This window comes from Plantactinospora sp. WMMB334 (assembly GCF_049179095.1).
GTDB lineage: Bacteria > Actinomycetota > Actinomycetes > Mycobacteriales > Micromonosporaceae > Plantactinospora.
This window is the reverse complement of sequence record NZ_JBMHME010000002.1, coordinates 2731562-2755311: the sequence shown is the minus strand read 5'-3', so window position 1 is coordinate 2755311 and position 23750 is coordinate 2731562. Positions and strand designations below refer to the sequence as shown.

The window sequence follows — 23750 nt, the reverse complement described above, 5'->3', positions numbered from 1 at the left end:
CGTCAGCCGGCCACCGGAGTCTTGGCGGGCTCCTGACCCGCCTCGACGGTCGAGGGCGGCGGCCCGGGGGGCGCCTCCCGGCGGAACGGGCGGGTCACCGATCCGATGATCGAGAAGCGCCCTCGGTTCTTGTTGTATACGTCGAGGGCGACGGCGAGCAGCAGGACCAGACCCTTGATGATCTGGACCCGGTCCGAGCCGACGCCCATCAGCTGAAGGCCGTTGTTGAGCACGGCCATCACCAGACCGCCGACGATGGAGCCGCTGATGGTGCCGAGGCCGCCGGAGACGGCGGCGCCACCGATGAAGACCGCGGCGATGGCGTCCAGTTCCCAGCCGATTCCGTCCTGCGGCCCGGAGGCGGCGGAACGGGCGACGAAGATCATGCCGGCCAGCGCGGCCAGGACCGACATGTTCATCATGACCAGGAAGTTGACCCGCTTGAGCTTGACCCCGGAGAGCTCCGCGGCCCGCGAGTTGCCGCCGACCGCGTAGATGTGCCGGCCGCCGGCGGTGTTCCGGGTGACGAAGGAGTAGATCACCACCAGGACGCCGAGGATGATGCCGGAGATCGGGAAGCTGGTGCCGACCCGGCCACCGGCGAACCGGAACGCCGCGTAGATCACGACGGCGACCGGGAGCGCGACCCGGATGAACGAGATCCACATCGGCGCGACGTCGGCGTCCATCTCGCGCCGGGTGCGTCGCAGCCTCCACTCCCGCAGCACGATGGCCGCCGCGACGAGCAGCCCGAGCAGCAGCGTGAGGTTGTTGTAGCCGGTGTTCGGGCCGACCTCCGGCAGGAAGCCGGCGCCGATCTGCCGGAAGCCCTCCGGCACCGGGATGGTGTCGGCGCTGCCGATGAACTGGTTGCCGCCCCGGAACAGCATCATGCCGGCCAGGGTGACGATGAACGCCGGCACCCCGATGTAGGCGACCCAGAAGCCCTGCCAGGCACCGATCACGGCGCCGACGACCAGGCCGAAGAGGATCGCCGCCGGCCAGGGCAGCGACCAGTCCTGCATGGCCCGGGCCACCACGATGCCGACGAAGGCGGCGATCGAGCCGACCGACAGGTCGATGTGACCGGCGACGATCACCATCAGCATCCCGATCGCCAGGATCAGGATGTACGAGTACTGGCTGACCAGCGAGATCATGTTGCCGGAGTTCAGCGTCAGCCCGTCGGTCAGGATCTGGAAGAGCAGGACGATCGCCACCAGCGTGAAGATCATCCCGAACTGCCGGGTGTTGGATGTCGTCCCCGCGAACAGAGACTTCTGGAGGTCCTTTAAACGGCTCACCGCGTCTGCGCCTTCTTCGCTGAGGTCATCTGCTTCATGAGGAGTTCGGGATCGGCGTCGGCCCGGGCGATGTCGCCGGTGATCGTGCCCTCGAAGACCGTGTAGATGCGGTCGCAGAGGCCGATCAGCTCTGGCAGCTCCGAGGAGATGACGATGACGCCCTTACCCTGGTCGGCGAGCTGCTGGATGATCCCGTAGATCTCGTACTTGGCGCCGACGTCGATACCCCGGGTCGGCTCGTCGAGGATGAGCAGGTCCGGGTCGGTGAACATCCACTTGGCCAGCACCACCTTCTGCTGGTTGCCGCCGGAGAGCTTGGTGACGCCCTCGTCGACCGAGGGGGCCTTGACCCGCAGGCTCTTGCGATAGCTCTCGGCGGCCCCGTACTCGCGTACCGCGTCGACCACGCCGAGTTTGGCGATCTTGGACAGCTTGGCGGAGACCACCGAGGTCTTGATGTCGTCGAGCAGGTTCAGGCCGAGCGACTTGCGGTCCTCGCTGACGTACGCCAGTCCGTGCGCGATGGCGTCCGCCACCGACCTCAGCACGATCTCCCGGCCGTCCTTGAAGATCTGCCCGCTCTGGTAGACGCCGTAGGACCGGCCGAAGACGCTCATCGCCAGTTCGGTGCGGCCGGCGCCCATCAGCCCGGCGAACCCGACGATCTCGCCGCGCCGGACGGTGAAGCTGGACCCCTTCGCCACCATCCGGTCGGCGGAGACGGGATGCCGGACGGTCCAGTCCCGCACCTCGAAGAAGACCTCGCCGATCGTGGGCGTGTGGTCGGGGAAGCGGCTCTGCAGTTCCCGGCCGACCATGCCCCGGACGATCCGGTCCTCGTCCACCCCGTCCGCCCTGACGTCCAGGGTTTCGATGGTCCGGCCGTCCCGCAGGATGGTGATCGAGTCGGCGACCTCGGCGATCTCGTTGAGCTTGTGCGAGATGATGATCGAGGTGATGCCGCGCTGCTTGAAGCCGCGCAGCAGGTCGAGCAGGTGCTGGGAGTCGGCCTCGTTGAGCGCGGCGGTCGGCTCGTCCAGGATGAGCAGCTTGACGTCCTTGGCGAAGGCCTTGGCGATCTCGACGAGCTGCTGCTTGCCCACGCCGATGTCCTTGACCAGCGTGTCCGGGTCCTCCCGCAGCCCCACCCGGGCCATCAGCTCCAGGGCGCGCCGGTTGGCGACCTTCCAGTCGATCACGCCACCGCGCCCGGGCTCGTTGCCGAGGAAGATGTTCTCGGTGATGGACATTCCGGGCACCAGGGCGAGTTCCTGGTGGATGATCACGATGCCGGCATGCTCGCTGGCGCGGATGTCGGAGAAGCGGCTCTCGGCTCCCCGGTAGCGGATCTCGCCCGAGTAGCTGCCGTACGGGTAGACCCCGCTGAGCACCTTCATCAGGGTGGACTTGCCGGCGCCGTTCTCCCCCGCGATCGCGTGGATCTCGCCGGCCCGGACGACCAGGTTGACGTCGGAGAGCGCCTTGACCCCGGGGAACTCCTTGGTGATCCCGCGCATCTCCAGCAGGACGGGAGCGTCGCTCATCGCCGGCCCTCCCCGGGTCGGACCGGCACGGCGGACCGGTGGGAGGCGGCCGGGACCGGCCGCCCGTCATCGGGGCGCCAGAGGAGAGCACGCGCGTCCGGCGGCCGATGGCCGTGCCGCGTCACCAACATCATTGTTGCCTCCGGGCAGTCGTCAGGATCGACTGACACACTTTTGTTGCCTGGAGGAACTTATTCGAAGACGAGGAAGTTTCGCAAGATTTCGTGACCTGGTCTTGACAAACTCACATGGCTACGGCTCACTCGCCGACGCCCCGGACCCTCCTGTGCATCGATCGCCCGCGACGCACCAGGTGCACGACAACGACCGGTTCGACCGGAGCGTCATGGTCTGGCAGCTGAGCCGGACCACCATACGCCCCGGCGATCCGGCGACCCGTACCCCGCCCCCCGACGTGCCGCCGGTCACCTTCGAGGAACCGGCCCGCCGCGCGCCACCGCCCGCCTACCGTCGGTGACGTGCGGGACGAAACGGCGGGCCGGTGAGCAACACCCGGATGTACCGCGACGGCGCCCTCGTCGACCAGGGCTTCCCGGCCACCGAGATCGGTGACCGGCTCGCCGCCGACGACCGGGTGGTGATCTGGCTGGACCTCTGCCTGCCGACCGAGGACGACCTGAAACTGCTCGCCGAGGAACTCGGCATGCACGCACTGGCGCTGGAGGACATCGTCCAGCAGGACCAGCGGGCGAAGCTCGACCGGTACGACACCCACCTGTTCCTGAACACCTACATGGTACGGGTGGGCGCGGCCGGCGGACTCCTCGACAACGAGGTCTCGGCGTTCGTCAAACCGCGGGCCCTGGTCACGGTCCGCTACGGCGACCAGTTCGACATCCGGGAGGTGCTGGCCCGTTGGGACGAGACCGTCGACCTGGCCCGGCACGGCGTCGCGTACCTGCTCTACGGGCTGCTGGACACCCTGATCGACGGTCACTTCTCGGTCGTACAGCAACTCGACGCGACGCTCGAACGGGTGCAGGGTGCCATGTTCGCCGCCGGCGGCGGGGCGGCGGAGCGCGACACCGGCGCCGGCGACGGCCTGAACCGCAACGAGGTGCAGAAGCGGATCTTCGTCGCCCGACGCGACCTGGTCCGGCTGCGTCAGGTCACCCTTCCGATGCGGGAGGTGGTGAACGCCCTGATGCGCCCGACCATGCACACCATCGACGAGGAGATGCTGCCGTACTACCAGGACCTCTACGACCACGTGCTGCGGGTCATCGAGTGGAGCGACTCGCTGCGCGACCTCAACACCACGATGCTCGAGACGAACCTGATGTTGCAGAACAACCAGCTCAACCTGATCGTCAAGCAGGTGACGGCGTGGGCGGCCGTGATCGCCGTACCGGCGGCGGTGACGGGGTTCTTCGGGCAGAACATCGACTTTCCGTGGCGACACACCTCGGTGGAGTTCGTCGTCTCCCTCGTGGTGACCTTCGGGCTGGCGATCGCCCTCTACGTGGCGTTCCACAGGAAGAACTGGATCTGAGGGCTCGGGGAGGCCGGCGTCGGCCGACCTCCCCGTCCCGTCCCGGTACCCGTCCGTTCCCGTTCGTCCTGCCGGTTACCGGGACCAGACGTCCGCGACGATGTCGGCCGCCTGGTCCTCCCACTGGGCGTACGCGAACGGGTACGCCGACACCTGTACCGCCTGGGCGGCGTCGGTCAGCGGCCGGTCCCACCACCGGTCGACCCGCTTGAGCCCGTTGAAGAACGCGGCGGACGAGTACTCCCGGTCCCTGATCTGGTCCGGCGAACCCCAGCCCGACGACGGCCGCTGCTGGAACAGCCCCAGCGAGTCGTGGTCGTTCCACTGGCCCAGGTGGCCGAGGTTGCGCAGCTTCGACTCCTGCAACGAGGTGGCCACGCCGATCACCGCACCCCGCTGGCCCATGTCGAGCTTCCGGGCCACCCGGACGATCTCGCGGGCGTTGTCCCGCTGGTCGTCGTCGAGGGCGATCCGCGCCTGGTCGCCCTGCACGCCGTGCGGGACAAGCTTGTCCCGGGACGTGTTGTCGTCCGAGTTCCCGTCGTCGTCCGAGTTCCCGTCGTCGGCCGGCCGGGACCGGTCCGCCAGGTCGGGGTCGTCGGCCCGCAGCGACTGGGTGTAGGCCGCCTGCCGGGTGCCCGGGTCGCCGGAGGCGGCGACCACAGCCGCCGGGCCGGCCACCGCCGAGCAGGCGGCCGCGCAGGTCAGACCAGCCACGGCGAGCGCGGACCGGCGGGCGAGCGGCGTTTCCGCGACGGCGGGAAGCCGGCGCGCCGCCGGATGTGCGGCGATGGCCGGAAGCCACCGGGTACGAGCGGTCTCCGTGATGGCGGGGAACCATCGTCCGAAGATCGGATTCATGTGATGGATGCCCTTTCGATCTTGATTCCGGTAGGTACGAGGTACTCGAGGTGCTGCTACCGACATGCCGGAAGGAGCCCCGGCACGGAACAGAAGAGGTACGCCCGCGATCCAGGGGGCTGAGCTCGCGGGCGTACCGGGAGATACAACCGGCGGGACCGGTCCGGCATTCCGGATTTGTAGCGACAACGGAGCCCGGACAGACCAGCGAAATCGGGTACGGATGAACCGGATCGGCCAGCGTCGGGCTACCCTGAGCCCATGCAGTACGCCGACGCGACCGGAGCCGGCGTGGCCTACCTGGCCCGTCCGGGCCGGCCCGCCGTGGTGACCCGGACCGTGTCGGAGCTGACCGGGCCCACCCACGGGACGGTGGTCCTGCCGCTGCGCCTGATGTGGGGGCCGGACCGCAGCTTCGACCTGGACGATCCGGACCAGTTGCTCTGGATGTACGAGAACGTCCTGCGCGAGGCGACCCGCTCCGACGACCTGCGCCGGTTACTCGACGGCCGGACCCTCCGCCGGATCTGGTCGGCACTGAACCTGCCCCGCGGGGTACGGGCTGCCTGGGAACGGCGGCACCCGTCGCTGGCCACCGCCGGCCGCCGGGCGGCATGACCACCACGCACCTCGACGACTTCTACCGCCAGGTCGCCCGGGTCGCCCTCTCCGTGGCCGACAAGCACGGCTTCGTCCTCGGCGGCGGGGTGGCCTGGGCCGCACACGGCCTGGTCTTCCGGCCGACCGAGGACATCGACCTCTTCGCCGACACCGACGGTGCGGCGGCCAGCGCCGGGGCGGAGGTGCGGGCGGCACTGGAAGCGGCCGGTTTCACGGTCGCGGACGAGGATCCCTCGGGTGACCTGGCCGGACTCTTCAGCGGGTTCGCGCTGGACATGAAGGACTTCCTGGTCGACCGGGGCGGCCGCAGTCTGCGGCTCAGCCTCGGTCGGCTGGACCGGCACCGCAGCCCGGTGGTGATGGACCTCGGGCCGGTGATGCACGTCCAGGACCTGGTGGCCAGCAAGACAGCCGCCCTGGTCACCCGCCGTGAGGTCCGGGACTACATCGACGTCGCGGCGGCCCTCGACCGGTACGCCGTGGCCGACCTGATCCGGCTCGCCACCGAGTACGACCCGGCGATCGAGCCGGACGACATCGCCGCCGCCGGCCGCTACCTGGACCGGCTCCCCGACCAGCGGTTCGCCAGGTACGGTCGCGACGCCGACGCGGTCCGCGCGATCCGGGCCAGGCTGGCTGACTGGCCCCGGTGAGAAGGGACTCCGGTCAGCTCGCCAACCGGGCGGCGAGCTGACCGAAGTGCTCCGCCACCTGCTGCCGGTCGTAGCCGCGCAACCGCACCGTCAGCTGCGGCCGGCGGAGCTGCTCCGCGACGGCGGCACGCTCCGCCGGATCGCCGGAGGCGAGCGCCTGGTTTCCCCGCCGGGTCAGCTCACGTACCTCGTCCCGGTCGTAGCCGCGCAGCACGATCAAAAAGTTGGGATCCTCAGCCACGCCGGTAGTGTGCCAGGTCCCGTCCACGACATGGCCGGGTCCCCTGGGGTGGGGACCCGGCCAGCGGGGTTGGTCTGTTCTGTTCTGTTGTGCTGGTGTGTCAGCTGGTGGTCCAGGCGTCGGCGACGAGGTCGGCGGCCTGGTCCTCCCACTTGGCGTACGCGTCCGGGTACGCCGACACCTGTACCTTCTGCGCGGCCACGGTCAGCGGCAGCTCATGCCAGCCGTCGACCTGCCGCAGACCCTTCAGGAACGCGGTCGTGGCGTACTCGGGGTCGGTGATCTGCTCCACCGTGCCCCAACCCGACGACGGCCGCTGCTGGAACAGGCCCTGCGAGTCATGGTCGTTACGGTCACCCAGATGACCCAGGTTCTCCAACTTCGACTCCTGCAGCGACGTGCCGACCGCGATCACCGCGGCCCGCTCGTCCAGACCCGCCTTCTTCGTCGCCGCCACGATCGCCTTCACACTCGCCGCCCGCTCCGGCGAGATGTCGATCCGCGACTGCACACCCTGCACACCGTGCGGCACCAACCGGTCCCGCGACGGCCCACCACCCTTGTCGCCCTTGTCACCCTTGTGGTCGCCGTTGTCGACCATGACCGAAGCGGCCACCAGGCTACCGGCATGCTCCGGGCCGGCCTGCGCGGCCACCGACGGGCCCGCGACCGCACCACCGACGAACGCCAGACCAGCCACACCCAACACGGACCTACGCACGAACGAAGTCTGCGACATGGCCGGAAGCCACCGACCGAACAACATCGTGTTCATGACGGTCCACCTTCCATTCGGGGATGAACACCCACCGCCACAGCGACCGGGGTGTCAATGGAGGAAACATCACGTCCCGAAACCAGCACACCGGCGGTCTCCAGAGACGACAGAAGCAAGAACACCCGAGCACGGGATGCTGCCGGGGGGGACGGCTCGTACTCGGGCGAACACCACATGTAACGACCGGTGGGTGGGGATCATTCCCCGCCACCCACCCGCAAGCCCCCGGCCGACCAGGGGTGCTACTCGGCCGTACGCATGATGTAACGACCGGCCCCCACCCAGCATTCCCCACCGGCACGCCGACCACCAAACCGAACCGGACATCACACGCAACCGGGACATTGGCCGGCACCGGGATCCGGCCGGGGTCGACCCGCTCCCCGGGCCGGAGCGGCGGCCACCGCCGAATCCCCCGTTGTCCGGGATCACCCGGTCTGGTCGGCGGTGGCCGCTCCGCCCCGGCCGGCTGTCACCCCGGGCCGGGCGGACTCAGCAGGCGCACGGCGAGCAGCGATGTCCAGACCAGCACCAGCCCGATCGCCACGGCGAAGGCGACATTGGCCGGCCGCGCGCCCGGAAACGCAAAGATGGACATCCAGCCCGTGAGAAAGAGCGCGCCGGTCGTCGTACTGAACGCCGCCCAGGCGCGGCGGCGGGCCTCGCCGAACCGCCGGGCGAAGACGAAGCATGCCGCGACCAGGGCGAGGAACGCGAGCCCGGCAACGAGGAAGTGCAGCATTCCGGACACACTGACCGTCGTCGGCGGGCCGCCCGGCGTACCGGGCGGAAAGCCGTCGACCGGATCCGCCGAGAAGACTGCCGCGCCGACCATCCCGGCGCCGAAGACCCCGACCAGCAGGGGCCCCCAGCCACGACCCCGGCCGCCCTCCGCCGTCAGCAGCCGGCGCAGGCCGATCGCGTACGCCACGAACAGCAGACCGCTGACCGCGAAGTTCGCGATCTGGATCCAGCCCCGGTCGCCGTTGCTCAGCAGGCTGGCCGGATGCCGGCTGATGTCGAACCCGTCCCTGCCGAGCATCTGCGCGACGACCACGACGATGTAGAGCGGGCCGGCGACGAGGCCGCAGGCGAGTAGGGTGCGGGTCGGCCCGGTGGCGGCGCCGTGCGGCCGGCCCACCACCGCGTCGGCGGCCCGGGGTGCGGCTCCGGTCGGCTCGGTCGGCACCCGAGCGGGCGCCGCCGCCGTCCGGCGGTCAGCCATTGCCGTCACCACCGGCGTCGGAAGCGAAGTGCTGTACGCCGAACGCGATCGCCGCCGCGAGATCCTCGTCGCTGGTCCCCCAGGCGGCCTGGATCGCCGGCCCCCAGGCGTGGCAGCTACGGGTGGCGAACTCCCTGACCTCCGGCCTCTCCTCCCAGGTCTCGGGGTCGAGTTCCGTGCCCCGCAGATGCAGGTCGAGGCCGAGCAGGGTGAGGTCCCAACCGCCGCCGAGCCCGATCGTGCCGCCGGGACCGTAGGTACGCACCAACTCGTCGACGATCTCGGCCGGCGAGCTGTGCTCCAGCTCCAGTACGGTGCTGCCGGCGCCGTCGCCGGGCGCCAGACGAACCTCGACCTCGGTGGCCATCCCCTCGCCGAGAACCCAGGTCACCGTGATCAGGCGGTGCTTCTCGCAGCGCAGGATCTCCCCGCCGGCATTGTCCCTGAGCTGGAACTTGCCGCCGGGGCGCAGGTCACCCTCGATCGGGCCCAGCCACCGGCTGATCCGGTCGAGCTCGGTGCAGGCGCTCCAGACCTCCTCGACCGGAGCGTCGTAGCTGCGGCGCAGCAGCAGCGACCGGCCCGCCCCGGTGGCGACCGGCAGATCGCCGATCTCCCGGTGGGTCGCGTTGATCTGGTTGACGATATCGATCACGTTTCTTCCTCGCTCCTGGTCTGGGGTTGCGGGTCCGCCGGCAGAGCGCGGGCCGGGCTGTGGCGCTGGGGGCGGCGCTCGCGCCTGCTGCGGGCAACTTCTGTCTCCAACGCGTCCAGGCGCCGGCCCCAGAACCGGCGGAAGCGCTCGAGCCAGATGTCGACCTCCCGAAGTGGCCGAGTCGATGGCACGTCGAACGCCTGCACGACAGGAAGAATGTCACCTGATCCTTATATAAGTCAACTATAATTTTGGCGCGGGCGCTCCCCACCCGGCAGCCGGACGACTCAGAGCCGGCGGACCGGCCGAAGGACCGCAGCAGCCCCGCCACCACGCCGCACCGGTTCGGCCGCCGCCACCACGCCGCGCCGACCGGTGAACTCGATCGCGGTGGCCGCGCCCAGCTCGGCGGCATTGGCGAACGGCGGATGGCCGAAGGCGGCGAGCTCGGCGCCGTACCGGTCGGCGAAGGCCGGCTCCGCCTGCGGCGTCGCGCTGTTCCGCTGGGACGCCCGGGGCGCCGCCACCGCCTCCGGCAGCGACATGCCCAGATCGATCCGGTTGACCAGCATCTGCAGCACCGTGGTGATGATGGTCGCCCCGCCGGGGCTGCCGAGCGCCAGGAACGGCCGGCCGTCGTCGAGCACGATCGTCGGCGACATCGAGCTGCGGGGGCGCTTGCCCGGAGCCGGCAGATTCGGGTCCGGCGCCGCCCCGGGCGTCTGGGCGAAGCTGAAGTCGGTCAGCTCGTTGTTGAGCAGGAATCCGCGCCCGGGCACCACCATCGCGTTGCCGCCGGTCTGCTCGATGGTCAGCGTGTATTCCACGACGTTGCCCCACCGGTCGGCCACGGTCAGATTCGTGGTGCTCTGCCCGGGGTGGCCCTCGGCACCGGACGCGGCGGTCGCGCAGCCGCCGTACCGGCCGTCGGGGTCGCCGGGTGGCACCGGCTTCGGCGCGGCCCGGGTCGGATCCAGCCGGCAGGCCCGCTCGGCCGCGTACCGGTCGCCGAGCAGTTCGCCGAGGACCCGCCGCGAGGTGCCGTCGGCGACGTACCGGTTCCGGTCGGCGTAGGCGAGGGCGCTCGCCTCCAGATAGTGGTGCAGCGCCTCGGTGACCGTCAGCGTCGACAGGTCGAACCGCTCCAGGATGTTGAGCGCCTCGCCGACCGCGACACCGCCGCTGGACGGGGTCGACATGCCGTACACCTCGAAGCCACGGTAGTCGGACCGGGTCGGTGCGGGAAACCGCAGCTCGTAGCGGGCGAGGTCGGCCCGGGTCATCCCGCCGGGCCGGATCGGATACTGCCACGGCACGGCCGGATCGTCGGCGACGGGCGGGCGGCGCACTGCCGCGACGAGGTCGGCACCGATCGGCCCGGCGTAGAGGGTGTCCACGCCGTGCCGGGCGATCTGCCGGTAGGTCGCCGCCAGGTCCCGGTTGCGCTGCGTCGACCCGACCAGCGGCGGCTCCCCGCCCGGCAGGTAGAGCGCCCGGGTCGCGTCGAACTGGGCGAACGCCGCCGCATTGTCCGCGACCTGCTGCCGGAACGTCGCGTCGACCGCGAACCCGCGCTCGGCCACCTCCGCCGCAGGCGCGAGCACCGCCGACAGTGGCCGGCTCCCCCACCTGCGCAGCGCCTCGTGCCAGGTCAGCAGGGTTCCGGGTACGCCGACCGAGAGCCCGCTGACCCGGGCCGCCTGGAACGGGTACGGGCTGCCAGTCGCCGGGTCGACGAACGAGTCCTCGCGCATCGCGGCGGGTGCCGACTCCCGGCCGTCGATGGTCTGCACCAGTCGGGTGCGCGCGTCGTAGTAGACGAAGAACCCGCCACCCCCGATGCCGGCCGAGAAGGGCTCGGTCACGCCCAGCGTGGCGGCTGCGGCAACCGCCGCGTCGACCGCGTTGCCGCCCCGTCGCAGCACGTCGAGGCCGACCGCCGTCGCGGTCGGGTCGACTGTGGAGACGGCCCCGCCGTGTCCGTAGGCGGTGGGCGTCCTCGCCGGTGCGCCGGGATGGCCGGCGGCGGTGTGGTCGCCGGCCGCGCCCTGCACGGCGGCGGCCGGCGCCGAGGCGGCGACCAGGGCGGCGACGACGAGCACCATCGGGAACCTTGCCCTGTCCGGAAGCATCAGCGCTCCTCCACGGTCGGTTGTGTCCTTGATATGCCTTCGCGGCCGGCGAGGCAACCGGGCGCGTGTGCAGTGTGGACCGCCGCACCATCCGTAAGGCGTCCTAGGACAATAGGTTGTTGCGCTGCCGCTGGTTCGGGGCGGTTTCCTCCGCGCGGAAGCTTCCGTCAGCGGAGCCGGCGGGCGGCCAGCTCGGCGAGGAGCGCGGCACCGTCGGCGAGCACGCTGTCGTCGTACACCGCCCGGGGCGAGTGGTTGCCGGGCGCCGTGTCCGGGTCACCTGTGGCGCAGGCGCCGAGGAAGACGAAGGCGCCGGGCACCCGCCCCAGCACCCGGGAGAAGTCTTCCGAGCCGGTCAACGGATGGCGCATCTCGACGAACCGTTCCGGGCCGAAGATCTCCCGGACGGTGCTGGCGGCGTAGTCGTGCTCGGCGGGATCGTTGACCGTGACCGGGTACTCCGGTTCGTACCGGACCTCGGCGCGCAGGCCGTGTGCTGCCGCGATCTGCTCGCACAGGCGTACCGCGTGCCGGCCCAGCTCCGCATGGATTGAGGCGTCGAAGGCACGTACCGTCGCCTCGAAGGTCGCCTCGTCCGGGATGACGTTGCGTCGGGTGCCGGCGTGGAAGGTGCCGACGGTGAGCACCACCGGCTCGAACGCGTCGAACCGCCGGGTGACCATCGTCTGCAGTGCGGTGACCATCTCGCAGGCGACCGGCACCGGGTCGAGGGTCACGTGCGGTCGGGAGCCGTGCCCGCCCGCCCCGACGACGGTGACGAAGAGCCCGGCGGAGCCGGCCATCAGCGGGCCGGGACGGGAGGCGAAGACCCCACGGTCGAGGATGGACGAGAGCACGTGCAGCCCGTACGCGGCCTCGACCGGCCGGCCGGCGGCGGTCAGCACGCCCTCGTCGATCATCTGGCCGGCGCCGTCGTAGCCCTCTTCCCCGGGCTGGAACATGAAGACGACGTCGCCGGCGAGTTCGTTCCGGTGGGCGGCCAGCAGCCGGGCGGCCCCGACCAGGCCGGCCGTGTGCAGGTCGTGCCCGCAGGCGTGCATCACCCCGTCGTGCCGCGAGCCGTAGTCGACACCGCTGCGCTCGGTGATGGGAAGGGCGTCCATGTCGCCCCGGAGCAGCACCGCCGGCCCCGGAGCGCCGCCGCGCAGCACGGCGGTGATCGAGGAGAGCGCCGAGCCCGTGTCGATCTCCAGCGGCAGCGGTTCGAGGGCGGCCAACACGCGTTCCTGGGTGCGTGGCAGGTGCAGGCCCTCCTCCGGGATCCGGTGCAGGTCACGGCGCAGGCCGACCAACTCGCCACGGATCTCCGCCGCGTCCTCACGCAATCTCATCCGTCGCCCCCGTCTGGTGGTACCGGCGTCCCCGCTGCCACCGAGGTCCCGGCCGGCCAACTCACCGGAGTTGGCGCACGCTTCCGGCCCCGGGATATCCGCGATCCTACGGAGCCGGCCCGGACGGTCAACAGTCGCCGACAGGGCAGTGGGCGGGCCGCACGGTCGCGAACGTTTGGCGGACCGCGTCGAGGGGAGACAGCGAACCCGGTCGAGGGGACAACCGGACGAAGGAGGAGCCGACGTGGCCGACGCACGACGGGCAGGCCCGATCCGATCCACGGTCAGTCAACCGAGCCGGCAGGCGAAGGGCAGGGGCGGCCGTACGCGTACCGCGACGAGACCGGCCGCCGCGCGCAAGGCGACCGGCGCCAAGAAGGCTCCCGGGTCACGGACCGCGGCGGCGAAGAAGGTGGCCACCGCCACGAGGCGGGCCACCGGGGCGACCGCGGCAAAGGGCGCGGGGAAGCGGGTCGGCACGGCGGCGAGGGCCGCGAAGAAGTCCCCTCCGGCCAAACGGACGGCGCCGTCGGAGCGGACACCCGCGAAGAAGACCACCGCGGCGCCGAAGACCACCGCGGCGCGGAAGAGCACGACGCCACCGAAGACCACCGCGGCGCGGAAGAGCACGGCGGTGCGCAGGAGCACCGTGGCGAAGAAGAGCACGGCGGCGCCGAAGACCACCGCGAGGAAGCGGAGCACCACGGCGAAGAGCGCCCGCAGGAGTGCGGCGACACGCACACCCGCCCGGGTGGGTCGCGTCCGCGCCGGCCAGCCGTGACCGGGCGGCGCCGTGAACTGACCTCGATGTAGGTTCTTGTCACACCGCCATCTCATGGCGGAAGATATCGCCGTGACCCGCCTGTCGCGCAGAACGCTCCCGGCCGCCCTGCTCGTCCTCGGCTCGCTGCTCACCGCGTCCCCGGCCGTCGGCGCCACCGCCGCGGCCGATCCCGGCGAGCTGCCACGCACCGCGTACGTCGACGTGGCGGTCGCCACCCTCTGGGTGGGGCCCGGCCGCGACCGCCCCGTCGACCTGCCGTCCACGACCAACCCCGTCGACCTGCGCGCCTGGACCGGCGGGATGACGCTGGCCGAGCGCCGGTGGTTGATCGGCGACCTGGAGACCCAGGCCACCTACGGCCAGCGGGTGATCGTGCTGGCGGAGTCCGGCGACTGGGCGCAGGTGGTCGTGCCCGGCCAGCCGACCCCACGACACGAGCTGGGCTACCCCGGGTGGCTGCCCAGGGCGCAGTTGACCGACGGAAGACGCTACGCCCACCTCACCGGGCGGCCGTTCGCCCTGGTCGAGACGGCCACCACCTGGCTGTACGACGACCCGCGCCGCACCCGCCCGGCGATGGAGCTGAGCTTCAACACCCGGCTGCCGGTGCTGGCCCGGCTCGGCCGGTCCGTGCTGGTCGCCACCCCGAGCGACGGCCCGAAGTGGCTGGCCGCCTCCGACGTCTCGGTGTACGCCTCCTCGGCGCAGATCCCCCGACCGACCGGTGCCGACCTGGTACGCACCGGCATGATGTTCCTCGGCCTGCCGTACCTCTGGGCCGGCACCGCCGGCTTCGGCTACGACTGTTCCGGCCTCACCCATTCGGTCTACGCCGCGCACGGCATCGTCATCCCCCGGGACGCGCAGGACCAGGCGAACGCCGGCACACCGGTCGCCCGTGACCAGCTCGCCCCCGGCGACCTCGTCTTCTACGCCCGGGAGAACGGCACCGGGCGGGTGCACCACGTCGGCATGTACGCCGGGAACGGCTACGTGATCGACGCGCCGACCAACACCGACACCGAGGAGAGCGGTGTCGAGTACGTCACGCTCGACGGGCACCGGTACGCCCACGAGTACGCCGGGGCGCGCCGGTATCTGTAGCGGTCCCTCCCGCCCGGCCGAGGACGGTGTCGAGCCGGTCGAGGTGCTCCCTGACCGGCCCGGCGGTGAGCATCCCGCTGCCGGCCCCGGCCAGCTCGTCCGCCGCCGGTGCGAGTGCGGCGGCGGCGCGCGCCATCACCGCCGGCTCGTCCAGCATGATGGCGGCCTGGCCGGTCAGGCACCAGAGCGCCTCGGCGAGCAGGTCGCGCGGCGGATCCGGGACCCGGTGCAGCGCCGCGACCGCCTCCGCACGCCGGTCCCGAGCCAGCAGCAGGAGCGGCCGGGCCCAGGGCGCGTACGGGCCCCAGTCCGTGCGGTCGGCGAAACGGGCCGGCCGGCCCTGCCAGACCCGCAGGCAGAGCAGGGCGAGCGGCAGGAGCCCTCGCTCGACGCCGGGCATCCCGGCACCGGCGAGCCGGGATGCCGCGTCGCCGTACGCCTCCTCGGCGACCTCCGGCGAGGCCCCGGTCGCCGCCAGGCGCAGTGCCCGGTACCAGGCGGTGAAGACGCCGGCCAGCGGCCGTTCGTGCCGCCGCGCGATCCGGTCCACGGCGGCGGCGTGCCCGTCGGCTCCGGCGAAGTCCCCGAGCGCGCACCGGGCCTGGAGTCGGACGAGGTGGCCGAGGAGTTCGTAGGTCGCCAGCCCGTGCCCGGTGGCGAGGGTGACGAGTTCGGCACCGATCTCGTCGCGCTCCGGGGCGAGTCCCGTGCGGTGGAAGGTCTGCATGAACACGCCGTTGAGGGCGAAGGCGAGCAGGGTGGGGTCGCCGAGCCGACGGGCGATCCGCTCCGCCTCCCGGGCCGCGTCGGGCGCGCGCGTGCCGGCCGTCCCCCGGGACTCCAGGCCGATGGTGGCCAGTAGCCGGGCCCGGATCGCGTCGGACGAGCCGGGGCGCAGCGCGGTCAGCGCGCGTTCGGCCGCGGCCACGATCCGGGTCGCCTGCTCCGGATCGTCCGAACGGGTCCAGATCGAGGGTACGTCGTACCCGCCGATCACCCGCGCGGTGAGTTCCGGGTCACCGAGCTGCTCGGCGGCGGCGATGGTCGCGAAGCGCTGCTCGCGGGCGGCCTCCAGCCCGCCCGCGCCGGTGACGGCAAGGGTCCGCAGCAGCCCGACGGTCGACTCGAGGCGCGCCCGGGTGCCGGAGCTCACCGCCCGGTCGTAGGCGGCCGTGGCGTCCGCCCAGACCCGCTCCGCCGTCCGGGTGGCGGGGCCGCCGGTCTCCTCCTGCTCGGTCTGCCGGAGGATGTCGACCTCCAGGCGGCGCAGCCGGGGGCCCGGATCGATGCCGAGCTGGTCGAGGAGGAGCCCTCGGGCCCGGGCCAGGACGGTCAGCGCCTCCCCCTGGCGATCCGTGCGGTACAGGGCCAGGGCCAGCAGCCGCCACGCCTCCTCCCGCCAGGGGTGCTCGGCGACGTGGGCGTCGAGTTCCGGCACGGCTTCGCCGGCCCGCCCGAGCGCCAGCCGCGCCTCGGCCCGCGCCTCGATCGCCTGGAGCCGCAGCTGTTCGAGCCGGGAGCGCTCCGGGCGGGCCCACGGCTCCTCGTCGAAGCCGGCGTAGGCGGGTCCCCGCCACCAGCCGAGCGCCTGGTCCAGGCTGTCCAGGGCCGACCGGGCCGGCATGGTGGCGGCGGCCGTGACGCTCTGCTCGAACCGCCAGGCGTCGACCGTGTCCGGGGCCGTCCGGAGGGCATAGCCGGGGCCGTCGGTGACCAGCAACCGGGCCGGCTCGCGGGGTGCCCGGTCCGGTTCAAGGGCGCGCCGCAGCGCCGCGACGAAGGTGCGGAGTGCGCTGACCGCGCCCGCCGGAGGCTCCGTCCAGATATCGTCGACGAGGCGGTCGACCGGCACGACCCGGCCCCGGGCGGCGACGAGCCGGGCCAGCACCGCGCGGTGTTTCGGCCCTTTCACGTCGATCGGTGCGCCGGTGCCGTCCCAGACCCCGACCGGACCGAGTACGCCGAACCTGACCCGCACCACCGCGTCCCCCGTATCTCCGCACCGCGCCCGGAGGTCACGGTAGCGCGCTCATCGGTTGCTCATCGGCTGTCGGCACGCTGGACGGGCCCGCCTGATCAGGATCGACACAACTCCTGATCGGGATCGACCAGGAGAGGACAGGACCGTGGTTACTGCTATTCCCGGTTTCGACTACCGGCGTGTACAGGTCGACGAGGAGGTGACGCTGACCGTGGCGGTGGCAGGTTCGGGCAGTCCGGTCGTGCTGCTGCACGGCTTCCCACAGACCCACCTCATGTGGCGGCACGTCGCCACCACCCTGGCCGCCGAACACACCGTGATCTGCCCCGACCTACGCGGCTACGGCGCGAGCGACAAGCCTGCCGCCCGCGACGCCGGGACGTACGCCAAGCGGACCATGGCCGCCGACATCGTCACCCTGGCCCGCGAGCTCGGCCATCGGCGCTTCGCGCTCGCCGGACACGACCGGGGTGCGCTGGTGGCCGTCCGTGCCGGCCTGGACCATCCGGAGGCCGTCTCGCACCTCGCCGCGCTCGACGTCCTGCCGACGCTGGACATGTGGGAGATCCTGCACGGCGTCGACGCCAGGGTCGCCTTCCACCTCTACCTGATGGCCCAGCCACCCGGGCTGCCGGAGCAGATGATCGGCGCCAGCCCGGACGCCTTCTTCGGCTACTTCCTGGACGGGTGGGGCCGGGATCCGCACGCCATCCCGGCCGAGGTGCGGGCGGAGTACCTGCGGGCCTCGCGGGAGGCGGTCCCCTCCATCGTCGCCGACTATCGGGCCTCGGCCGGCGTCGACGTCGAACACGACCGGGCGGATCGGGCCGCCGGGCGCAGGCTGGAGATGCCGGTCTCGGTCGTTCAGCAGGACTGGGGAGCGGCGCTCGGCTACGACGCCGCCGCGCTGTGGCGGGCCTGGGCTCCGGACCTGGAGCACCGCACCACGACGGCCGGCCACTTCATGGCCGAGGAGGCACCCGACGAGATCGTCACGGCGCTGCGGTCGCTGCTCGCCAGGTGAGCCTGCGCGGGCGTGCCGGCGGGTACGGCCGGATCGCGGTAGGGCCGGGCCACGCGGCGGCCCCGGCCCTACCGGTCGACCGGTTCAGCTGGCGGTGCAGGTGAGCGCCGGGGTGCCGTTGGTGCCGTTCCACGACCCGAGGAAGCCGAAGGTCGTGCTCGCCCCGGCGGCGAGGGTGCCGTTGTAGCTGACGTTACGGGCGGTCACGCTCGACCCGCTGCTGGAGACGGTCGCGTTCCAGGACTGCGAGACGCGCTGGCCGTGGGGGAAGGTCCAGCTCACCGCCCACCCGCTGATCGCCGAGGCGCCGGCGGTGACCCGTACGTCGGCCTGGAAGCCCCCGGACCACTGGCCGACCACCGCGTACGTGGCGGTGCAGGCCCGGGTGCCGCCGGGCGGCGTCGTCGGGGTCGCCGGTGGCCCGGTGGTGGGCGTGGCCGGCGGGGTGGTCGGCGTGCCGCCGGCGAAGACGGTGGCCTCCCGGGCGGTGGCCCGGATCCCGTTCGGCCCGTTGAAGATCCGCTCGCCCCAGGAGGTGAGCCGGCCGGGGTCGAAGTCGACGGTCATGTCCAGGATCGGATCGGTGTTGCCGCTCCACGACCAGGCGAGGTAACCGAGCCCCCGGGACACCGCCTCGGAGAGCACCGTCTCGTGGTCCACGTCGTTGGCGTTGGTCCGCCAGCCGAACTCGCCGATCACCAGCGGCCAGCCGTTGGACCGGAACCGGTCGAGGTAGTCGACGATGCTCGCGGCGGTGTTGAAGACGCCGTACATGTGGATGGAGAGCACGGTGTTGTGCCGGCTGTCCGCGTCCAGGACCGTCTGGGCGTTGTCCCGCATGACGTACTGCCAGTCCTGGCCCCAGTTCGGCGCGTCGACCATCAGCAGGTGCTGGAAGCCGTTGGCGCGCATCCTCGCGATGGCCGCGGTGGTCGCCGCCGTCCACTGGCCGGCGTCGGTGTTGCCGATCGGCTCGTTGCCGATGTTGATGACGACGTGGTTCTCCTCGCCGACCAGGGCGCTCCGCTGGCTGATCCAGTAGTCGACCGCCTCGTCGAGGCTGGCCGCCGCTCCCTCCTCCCCGTAGCCGGTGGTGTCGTGCACCTCCAGTACGCAGATCAGCCGGTGCTGTTTGCACAGCGAGATCACGTTGCCGACGTCGGTGGACGGGCCCCAGCGCTTTCCGCTGCCGAGCACCACCCGGACGGTGTTGGCGCCGAGCGCCTTGATGTCGGCGAAGGCACGGGTCTGGTTGGTGAACCAGACGTGCGGATGGTTCACCCCGCGCATCACGAACGTCTGGCCGTTGGCCTCGACGATGTTCCGGCCGCTGACGTGCAGCCCCACGGCGGCGTCCGCCGGCCGTACGAACATCAGCACCGAACCGGCGACCGCGAGCAGGACGGCGACACAGGCAGCGAGTCGTCTTCTCATGACCTACCTCGGAATGAGTGCCCCGGGATCGGGGCAGGACGGACCGGCCACGGGCATGGCCCCCGACGATCGCTGCCCGGCTCTCGGGGGGTGGGGTGGGCGCAGTCCGTTGGCTCGTGACGAGTGCAAGTCCGGCTCGTCCCGCACCGTACGCCCCGCCACCGCCCGACGCAATTCAGGAATCTCGATGCCGGACGGTGAGCAGGTCCCCGGGCTGGCACGTCAACTCGCGGCAGAGCGCGGTCAGGGTGCTGAACCGGATCGCCCGGGCCCGCCCGTTCTTCAGCACGGAGAGGTTGGCGAGACTCAGGCCCACCCGGTCGGCCAGCTCGGTCAGGGTCAGGCCCCGTTCGGCCAGCAGCTTGTCCAGGTGGACCTCGATCCGGTGCTCGTCCTCGGGTGGCATCAGATGACCGTCTCCAAGTCCGTCCGCATCGTGACGCCACGCCGCACGATCTCGGCCACCGCGAAGAACCCGAATCCCACCAGCAGGAACAGCCCGGTCTGTGCCAGATCCACCGTGGTGGCGAACGTGCCGTCCGCGGTGATCCGCCCGCTGAGCACGAACGACGCGATCGTCTGGACGAGTTGCGCCAGGAGGCCGCCGCCGAGCGCGGTCCAGCCGATCGACCTCAGCCGCCGGACCGTACCGGCGGAGAACGGATCCTCGCGGCGGGCCCGGCGCAGCGCGGACCAGAGCAGCGCCAGCACCGCCGCGCCGACGGCGAACGCCGGCAGCACCGTCAGGTGGTACGCCACCAGGTCACCGGGCGTGGGGTCGGCGACCCGTACCTCGACGTCGCCGTCGACGACCGCACCGGAGCGCAGCCCCTCGGTGGCACCGGCGACCCCCGGCAGCGCCTCCGCCGGCACCCGGGCGACCATCGGCCCGCCGCGGAGGAGGGCGACGGATTGGAACGCCACGATCCCGGCCATCACCACCAGGAGGAGCGCCACGAGTCCCTGTAGTTCGGCGAGCCAGTCCGGCTTGCGCAGTCCCACGCCACACCTCCGTCTTATCGATTACCGATATCTCGATAATCGATAAGACGGAGGCGGCTGTCAACCCCCGAGGCGATCCCGGTCAGGACCGGCTCGGCACCCTGGCGCACTCCGAGACGTGCGCGCCGACGATCCGCCAGCCGACGGGCAGGCGTACCCAGGTCTGGGTCTGCCGGCCGGTGGCAGTGCCGCCGGGATAGTCGAAGAACGTGTTCACGACCGCCGTGTCGGCACCGAAGGTGCTGATCAGCGTGCCGTACAGGCGCCGGCCGGGTGGCAGCGGCGGCTGCGCCGAGCGCCACCGCCGCTGCTCCTCGATCCCGATCTGGTGGTCGGCGACGCCGAACCGGACCGTCCGGGCCGAGGCCCAGAAGTATCCGATGACCGCGTCCACGTTCCCGGCCACCAGCGCCGTCTCGTAGCCGGCGAACTCGGCCGCGACCTCGGCGACCACCTCGGGCCGGTCAACGTCCACCGGTGGGTGCCTCCGCCCCGGGCGCGGTCGCGACCGCCGGGGACTCCGCCCCGCCCCCGTGCTGCCGGTCCAGCTCCCACTCCTCCGCGTCCGGCACCCGGGGTGGGATCTTCGCCAGCGCGAAGAGCCCGCAGACCACCGCCACGAAGAGGTAGCCGAGCGCGACCTGACCGTTGGCGTTCCACTCGATCCGCTCGCCGTGGATGAGCCCGACGAAGGAGAGCACCGCACCGACACCGGCGAAGACGGCCGCCCGGAGGAACCGCTTGTCGATGATGAAGACCACCACCGCGCCGAGCACCAGGCCGGCCAGGATCGCCCCCTGGCCCAGCACCAGCAGCCCGTCGTAGACGACACCGGCGCCGGCCAACGCCGAGTCGCCGACCTCGGCCGCCGTGGTGCCGGCGGCGGCGAGCGCGTTGTCCATCTGCCCGGTCGCCCAGGCGGCGATGTTCGGCACCAGCGCGGCCACCACGGCCGCACCGTGGATCCGGGGCGTGGCCTGGAACGCCTGCGCGCCGATCAGCAGCCCGATGTAGAGCAGGATCGGCACGATCGCGGCGGTCGGGAAGATCGTGGCGAGCAGCCCGAACATGCCGAGGAAGCAGAGGACGGCGATGACCACGCCGGTCGCCATCGAGTAGCCGCTCCGGCCCCCGGCCGCCTTCCAACCCGGATGCCCGACGTAGACGGCCGGCGGGAACGGCGAGCCGAGCGCCGCGCCGATCACCGCGCCGGCCCCGTCGGCCAGCAGGACGCTGCGCAGGTTGTAGCTGTCCCCGGCGGTCGCCGCGCTCTCCACGTTGGTCATGCCCTCGGTGAAGTTGTAGACGCCGAGCGGGATCGCGGTGGCGAGCAGCGGTGCCATCTCGGCGAGGCCGTCGGAGAGGAGCCCGAACTGGAACGACGGCAGCCCGAGCGCGATCTCCCCGGCCGCCGCCGAGACGTCCGGCACCGACATCGCGCCGCCGAGCCAGCCGATCGCCGTGCCGAGCAGCAGGGCGGCCAGGCCGATCGGCAGGTTACCGGGGAGGCGTACGTCGGTGAGCAGCCCGATCAGCAGCAGCGCGAAGACCGGCAGGGCGATCCAGGCCGCCCGCCACATCTGCCCGGCCGGGTTCATCGAGATGAAGGTGATGGAGATCCCGGCGAGAGTGCCGAGCAGTGCCGCCCGGGGCGCGTACCGCCGGATCCACGGGCCGACGAAGGCCCCGATCAGCACGATGACGCCGATGATGAACGCCCAGGCCACCCCCGCCTGCCAGGCCTGCCGGGCGTCCTGGGTACGCAGGTAGATCGGCAGCATGATCACGAAGATCACGATGAACATGTGCGGCACGCTCGGCCCGTACGGCAGCGCGGTGACGTCGGTCCGGTTCTCCCGGCGGGCCAGCCGGCGGGCCAGCACGGTGTAGTAGATGTTGCCGGCGACCAGGGCGATGCCCAGCGCCGGGAGGATGGTGCCGAAGACGTCGCCCGCGGAGAGCTGGACGACGCCGATGCAGAGAGCGGTCAGGGTCAACACGTTGACCAGGACGTTGACGCCGAAGCCGAAGAAGGCGTTGGTGTCGCCGCGCACCCACAGCGGCAGGCCCGCGCTGGCGCGCTCGGTGGTCTTCACCATGACTGGCACCTCGTGATCAGGAGGATTGCAGGACGGACGGGGCCGCCGCGCCGCGCAGCGCGGCGATCAGGGCGGCCGAGTCGGCGACCCAGCCGAAGATGCCGCCCTGGGCGGCGATCATGTCGAGGCCGACCCGCTGGAACTCGGGGAAGTAGGAGCCGACGCAGTCGGCCGGTACCAGACACTCGTAGCCCCGGTCGTTCGCCTCCCGGACCGTGGTGTGCACGCACACCTCGGTGGTCACGCCGGTGACCAGCAGGCTGGTGACGCCGCGATCGGCGAGCAGGGTGTCGAGCCCGGTGGCGTAGAAGGCGCCCTTGCCGGGCTTGTCGACCACCGGCTCGCCGACGACCGGTGCCAGTTCGTCCACGATGTCGTGGCCGTACTCCCCCCGGATCAGGATCCGGCCGTTGGGGCCGGGATCGCCGATCCGCTTGCGGGGAGCACCCCGGTCCCGCTTGGCCGGCGGACAGTCGGAGAGGTCCGGCAGGTGTCCCTCCCGGGTGTGCACGACCGGCAGCCCGGCCTCCCGGGCGGCGGCGAGCAGCGCCGCCAGCGGCGCGATGGTCCGGCGCAGTTCGGCGACGTCGTTGCCGAGGCTCTCGCCGAAGCCGCCGGGTTCGAGGAAGTCGCGCTGCATGTCGATGACCAGCAGCGCCGTGCGGGAGATCTCGAAGGTGTACGGATGGGGACGCGCGTCGACGGTTGGCATGGGTCGTCCTCAGGGTGTCGGGGTCAGTCGTCGCCGATCGCGGCGAGCACGTCGTCGGAGGTGGCGACGCAGCCGAAGACGCCGCCCTGCATGGTCACCATGTGCAGGGCCGCGGTGTGGTTGTCCGGATCGGTCGCGCCGGTGCAGTCGGAGAGGATGAGGCACTCGTAGCCCCGGTCGTTCGCCTCCCGCATCGTGGTGTGTACGCAGACGTCGGTGGTGATGCCGGTGAGGATCAGGTGGGTGACGCCCCGGGTCCGGAGGACCAGGTCCAGGTTGGTGGCGTAGAAGGCGCCCTTGCCGGGCTTGTCCACGATCACCTCGCCGGCCACCGGGGCGACCTCGGGCACGATCTCCCAGCCGGGCTCGCCCCGGACCAGGATCCGGCCGCACGGGCCGGCGCCGCCGATCTCGGCACCGATCCGGGCCGACCGCCAGCGCTTGTTGGCCGGCAGGTCGGTCAGGTCGGGGTCGTGGCCCTCCCGGGTGTGCACCACCAGCAGGCCGATCTCCCGGGCCCGGGCCAGCAGCCGGGCGGTGGCCGGCAGGCCGGCCCGGGTCAGCCCGATGTCGTAGCCCATGCTGTCGACATAGCCGCCGGGGCCGCAGAAGTCGGTCTGCCAGTCGATGCAGAGCAGTGCGGTGCGTTCGGCGGGCGCCGAACCGTCGTACGGCCAGAGGTAGGGGTCGGCTTTGACGGGGCCTATGCGGGGCATCAGGGCTGCTCCCTT

24 protein-coding genes are annotated in these 23750 nt (G+C 71.8%); 6 read left to right on the top strand and 18 right to left on the bottom strand.

All coding sequences use genetic code 11. The features are described 5' to 3' along the window. Positions 1–2: 2 nt before the first annotated feature. Together mmsB and mmsA are read right to left on the bottom strand one after the other, a co-directional pair. Positions 3–1304, bottom strand: coding sequence for a multiple monosaccharide ABC transporter permease (gene mmsB / locus ACN27G_RS11760; RefSeq protein ID WP_421492830.1), 1302 nt, complete (start codon positions 1302–1304; stop codon positions 3–5). After that, positions 1301–2848: a multiple monosaccharide ABC transporter ATP-binding protein gene (gene mmsA / locus ACN27G_RS11755; RefSeq protein ID WP_421492829.1), complete on the bottom strand. Its 1548-nt coding sequence runs from the start codon at positions 2846–2848 to the stop codon at positions 1301–1303. The genes mmsB and mmsA overlap by 4 nt, the downstream gene beginning before the upstream one ends. A 286-nt stretch (positions 2849–3134) precedes the next feature. Between mmsA and ACN27G_RS11750 the strand changes: the two genes are divergently transcribed. Both ACN27G_RS11750 and ACN27G_RS11745 read left to right on the top strand, forming a co-directional pair. Next, positions 3135–3326 carry a hypothetical protein gene (locus ACN27G_RS11750; protein ID WP_421492828.1) on the top strand — a complete coding sequence of 64 codons (192 nt, stop codon included), beginning with the start codon at positions 3135–3137 and terminating at the stop codon, positions 3324–3326. Positions 3327–3350: 24 nt separating this feature from the next. After that, positions 3351–4361, top strand: coding sequence for a magnesium transporter CorA family protein (locus ACN27G_RS11745; RefSeq protein WP_421492827.1), 1011 nt, complete (start codon positions 3351–3353; stop codon positions 4359–4361). Positions 4362–4436: 75 nt separating this feature from the next. Here ACN27G_RS11745 and ACN27G_RS11740 read toward each other — a convergent pair whose 3' ends face one another. Next, the gene (locus tag ACN27G_RS11740) at positions 4437–5222 is read right to left on the bottom strand and encodes a hypothetical protein (RefSeq protein ID WP_421492826.1); all 786 of its coding nucleotides are present in this window, start codon (positions 5220–5222) and stop codon (positions 4437–4439) included. Positions 5223–5483: 261 nt separating this feature from the next. On the opposite strand from ACN27G_RS11740, the gene ACN27G_RS11735 reads away from it, so the two are divergent. Together ACN27G_RS11735 and ACN27G_RS11730 are read left to right on the top strand one after the other, a co-directional pair. Then, positions 5484–5840 (top strand): hypothetical protein, encoded by a 357-nt coding sequence (locus ACN27G_RS11735; RefSeq protein WP_421492825.1) that lies wholly within the window; start codon positions 5484–5486, stop codon positions 5838–5840. Continuing rightward, positions 5837–6496 (top strand): nucleotidyl transferase AbiEii/AbiGii toxin family protein, encoded by a 660-nt coding sequence (locus ACN27G_RS11730; RefSeq protein ID WP_421492824.1) that lies wholly within the window; start codon positions 5837–5839, stop codon positions 6494–6496. Before ACN27G_RS11735 ends, ACN27G_RS11730 begins: the two co-directional genes overlap by 4 nt. Before the next feature lie 13 nt (positions 6497–6509). Here the strand turns inward: ACN27G_RS11730 and ACN27G_RS11725 are convergent, their stop codons facing one another. From ACN27G_RS11725 to ACN27G_RS11695, 7 genes are all read right to left on the bottom strand, one after another. Then, positions 6510–6737: a hypothetical protein gene (locus ACN27G_RS11725; protein ID WP_421492823.1), complete on the bottom strand. Its 228-nt coding sequence runs from the start codon at positions 6735–6737 to the stop codon at positions 6510–6512. A gap of 100 nt (positions 6738–6837) precedes the next feature. Then, the gene (locus ACN27G_RS11720) at positions 6838–7476 is read right to left on the bottom strand and encodes a hypothetical protein (RefSeq protein ID WP_421497302.1); all 639 of its coding nucleotides are present in this window, start codon (positions 7474–7476) and stop codon (positions 6838–6840) included. 511 nt (positions 7477–7987) lie between these two features. Beyond that, the gene (locus tag ACN27G_RS11715; RefSeq protein WP_421492822.1) at positions 7988–8740 is read right to left on the bottom strand and encodes a DUF998 domain-containing protein; all 753 of its coding nucleotides are present in this window, start codon (positions 8738–8740) and stop codon (positions 7988–7990) included. Next, positions 8733–9395 (bottom strand): SRPBCC domain-containing protein, encoded by a 663-nt coding sequence (locus tag ACN27G_RS11710; RefSeq protein ID WP_421492821.1) that lies wholly within the window; start codon positions 9393–9395, stop codon positions 8733–8735. The genes ACN27G_RS11715 and ACN27G_RS11710 overlap by 8 nt, the downstream gene beginning before the upstream one ends. Before the next feature lie 287 nt (positions 9396–9682). Next, complete coding sequence (ggt, locus tag ACN27G_RS11705; protein WP_421492820.1) at positions 9683–11527, bottom strand: gamma-glutamyltransferase; 1845 nt, start codon at positions 11525–11527, stop codon at positions 9683–9685. A 167-nt stretch (positions 11528–11694) separates the two neighbouring features. Then, positions 11695–12879, bottom strand: coding sequence for a M20 metallopeptidase family protein (locus tag ACN27G_RS11700; RefSeq protein ID WP_421492819.1), 1185 nt, complete (start codon positions 12877–12879; stop codon positions 11695–11697). 288 nt (positions 12880–13167) lie between these two features. Then, entirely contained in the window at positions 13168–13620 is a 453-nt protein-coding gene (locus ACN27G_RS11695; protein ID WP_421492818.1) for a hypothetical protein, read from the bottom strand. A 112-nt stretch (positions 13621–13732) separates the two neighbouring features. Here ACN27G_RS11695 and ACN27G_RS11690 point away from each other — a divergent pair, with 112 nt between their 5' ends. Beyond that, on the top strand, positions 13733–14767 hold the full coding sequence (locus tag ACN27G_RS11690; RefSeq protein WP_421492817.1) for an NlpC/P60 family protein: 1035 nt from the start codon (positions 13733–13735) through the stop codon (positions 14765–14767). Here ACN27G_RS11690 and ACN27G_RS11685 read toward each other — a convergent pair. Continuing rightward, complete coding sequence (locus ACN27G_RS11685; protein WP_421492816.1) at positions 14709–16745, bottom strand: BTAD domain-containing putative transcriptional regulator; 2037 nt, start codon at positions 16743–16745, stop codon at positions 14709–14711. The genes ACN27G_RS11690 and ACN27G_RS11685 overlap by 59 nt on opposite strands. Positions 16746–16893: 148 nt before the next feature. On the opposite strand from ACN27G_RS11685, the gene ACN27G_RS11680 reads away from it, so the two are divergent. Further along, the gene (locus ACN27G_RS11680) at positions 16894–17772 is read left to right on the top strand and encodes an alpha/beta fold hydrolase (RefSeq protein WP_421492815.1); all 879 of its coding nucleotides are present in this window, start codon (positions 16894–16896) and stop codon (positions 17770–17772) included. 84 nt (positions 17773–17856) lie between these two features. Here the strand turns inward: ACN27G_RS11680 and ACN27G_RS11675 are convergent, their stop codons facing one another. The 7 genes from ACN27G_RS11675 to ACN27G_RS11645 form a co-directional block, all read right to left on the bottom strand. Beyond that, complete coding sequence (locus tag ACN27G_RS11675) at positions 17857–19206, bottom strand: cellulase family glycosylhydrolase (protein WP_421492814.1); 1350 nt, start codon at positions 19204–19206, stop codon at positions 17857–17859. A 175-nt stretch (positions 19207–19381) separates the two neighbouring features. Next, on the bottom strand, positions 19382–19612 hold the full coding sequence (locus ACN27G_RS11670; protein ID WP_421492813.1) for a helix-turn-helix domain-containing protein: 231 nt from the start codon (positions 19610–19612) through the stop codon (positions 19382–19384). Beyond that, positions 19612–20208, bottom strand: a complete 597-nt coding sequence (locus ACN27G_RS11665) for a DUF2975 domain-containing protein (protein WP_421492812.1) — start codon at positions 20206–20208, stop codon at positions 19612–19614. Before ACN27G_RS11665 ends, ACN27G_RS11670 begins: the two co-directional genes overlap by 1 nt. An 82-nt stretch (positions 20209–20290) precedes the next feature. Next, on the bottom strand, positions 20291–20683 hold the full coding sequence (locus tag ACN27G_RS11660) for an AtzH-like domain-containing protein (RefSeq protein WP_421492811.1): 393 nt from the start codon (positions 20681–20683) through the stop codon (positions 20291–20293). After that, entirely contained in the window at positions 20673–22307 is a 1635-nt protein-coding gene (locus tag ACN27G_RS11655; RefSeq protein ID WP_421492810.1) for a regulator, read from the bottom strand. The genes ACN27G_RS11660 and ACN27G_RS11655 overlap by 11 nt, the downstream gene beginning before the upstream one ends. Before the next feature lie 16 nt (positions 22308–22323). Beyond that, on the bottom strand, positions 22324–23019 hold the full coding sequence (locus ACN27G_RS11650) for a cysteine hydrolase family protein (RefSeq protein WP_421492809.1): 696 nt from the start codon (positions 23017–23019) through the stop codon (positions 22324–22326). Positions 23020–23042: 23 nt separating this feature from the next. Beyond that, positions 23043–23735, bottom strand: a complete 693-nt coding sequence (locus ACN27G_RS11645; RefSeq protein ID WP_421492808.1) for a cysteine hydrolase family protein — start codon at positions 23733–23735, stop codon at positions 23043–23045. Positions 23736–23750: the final 15 nt, after the last annotated feature.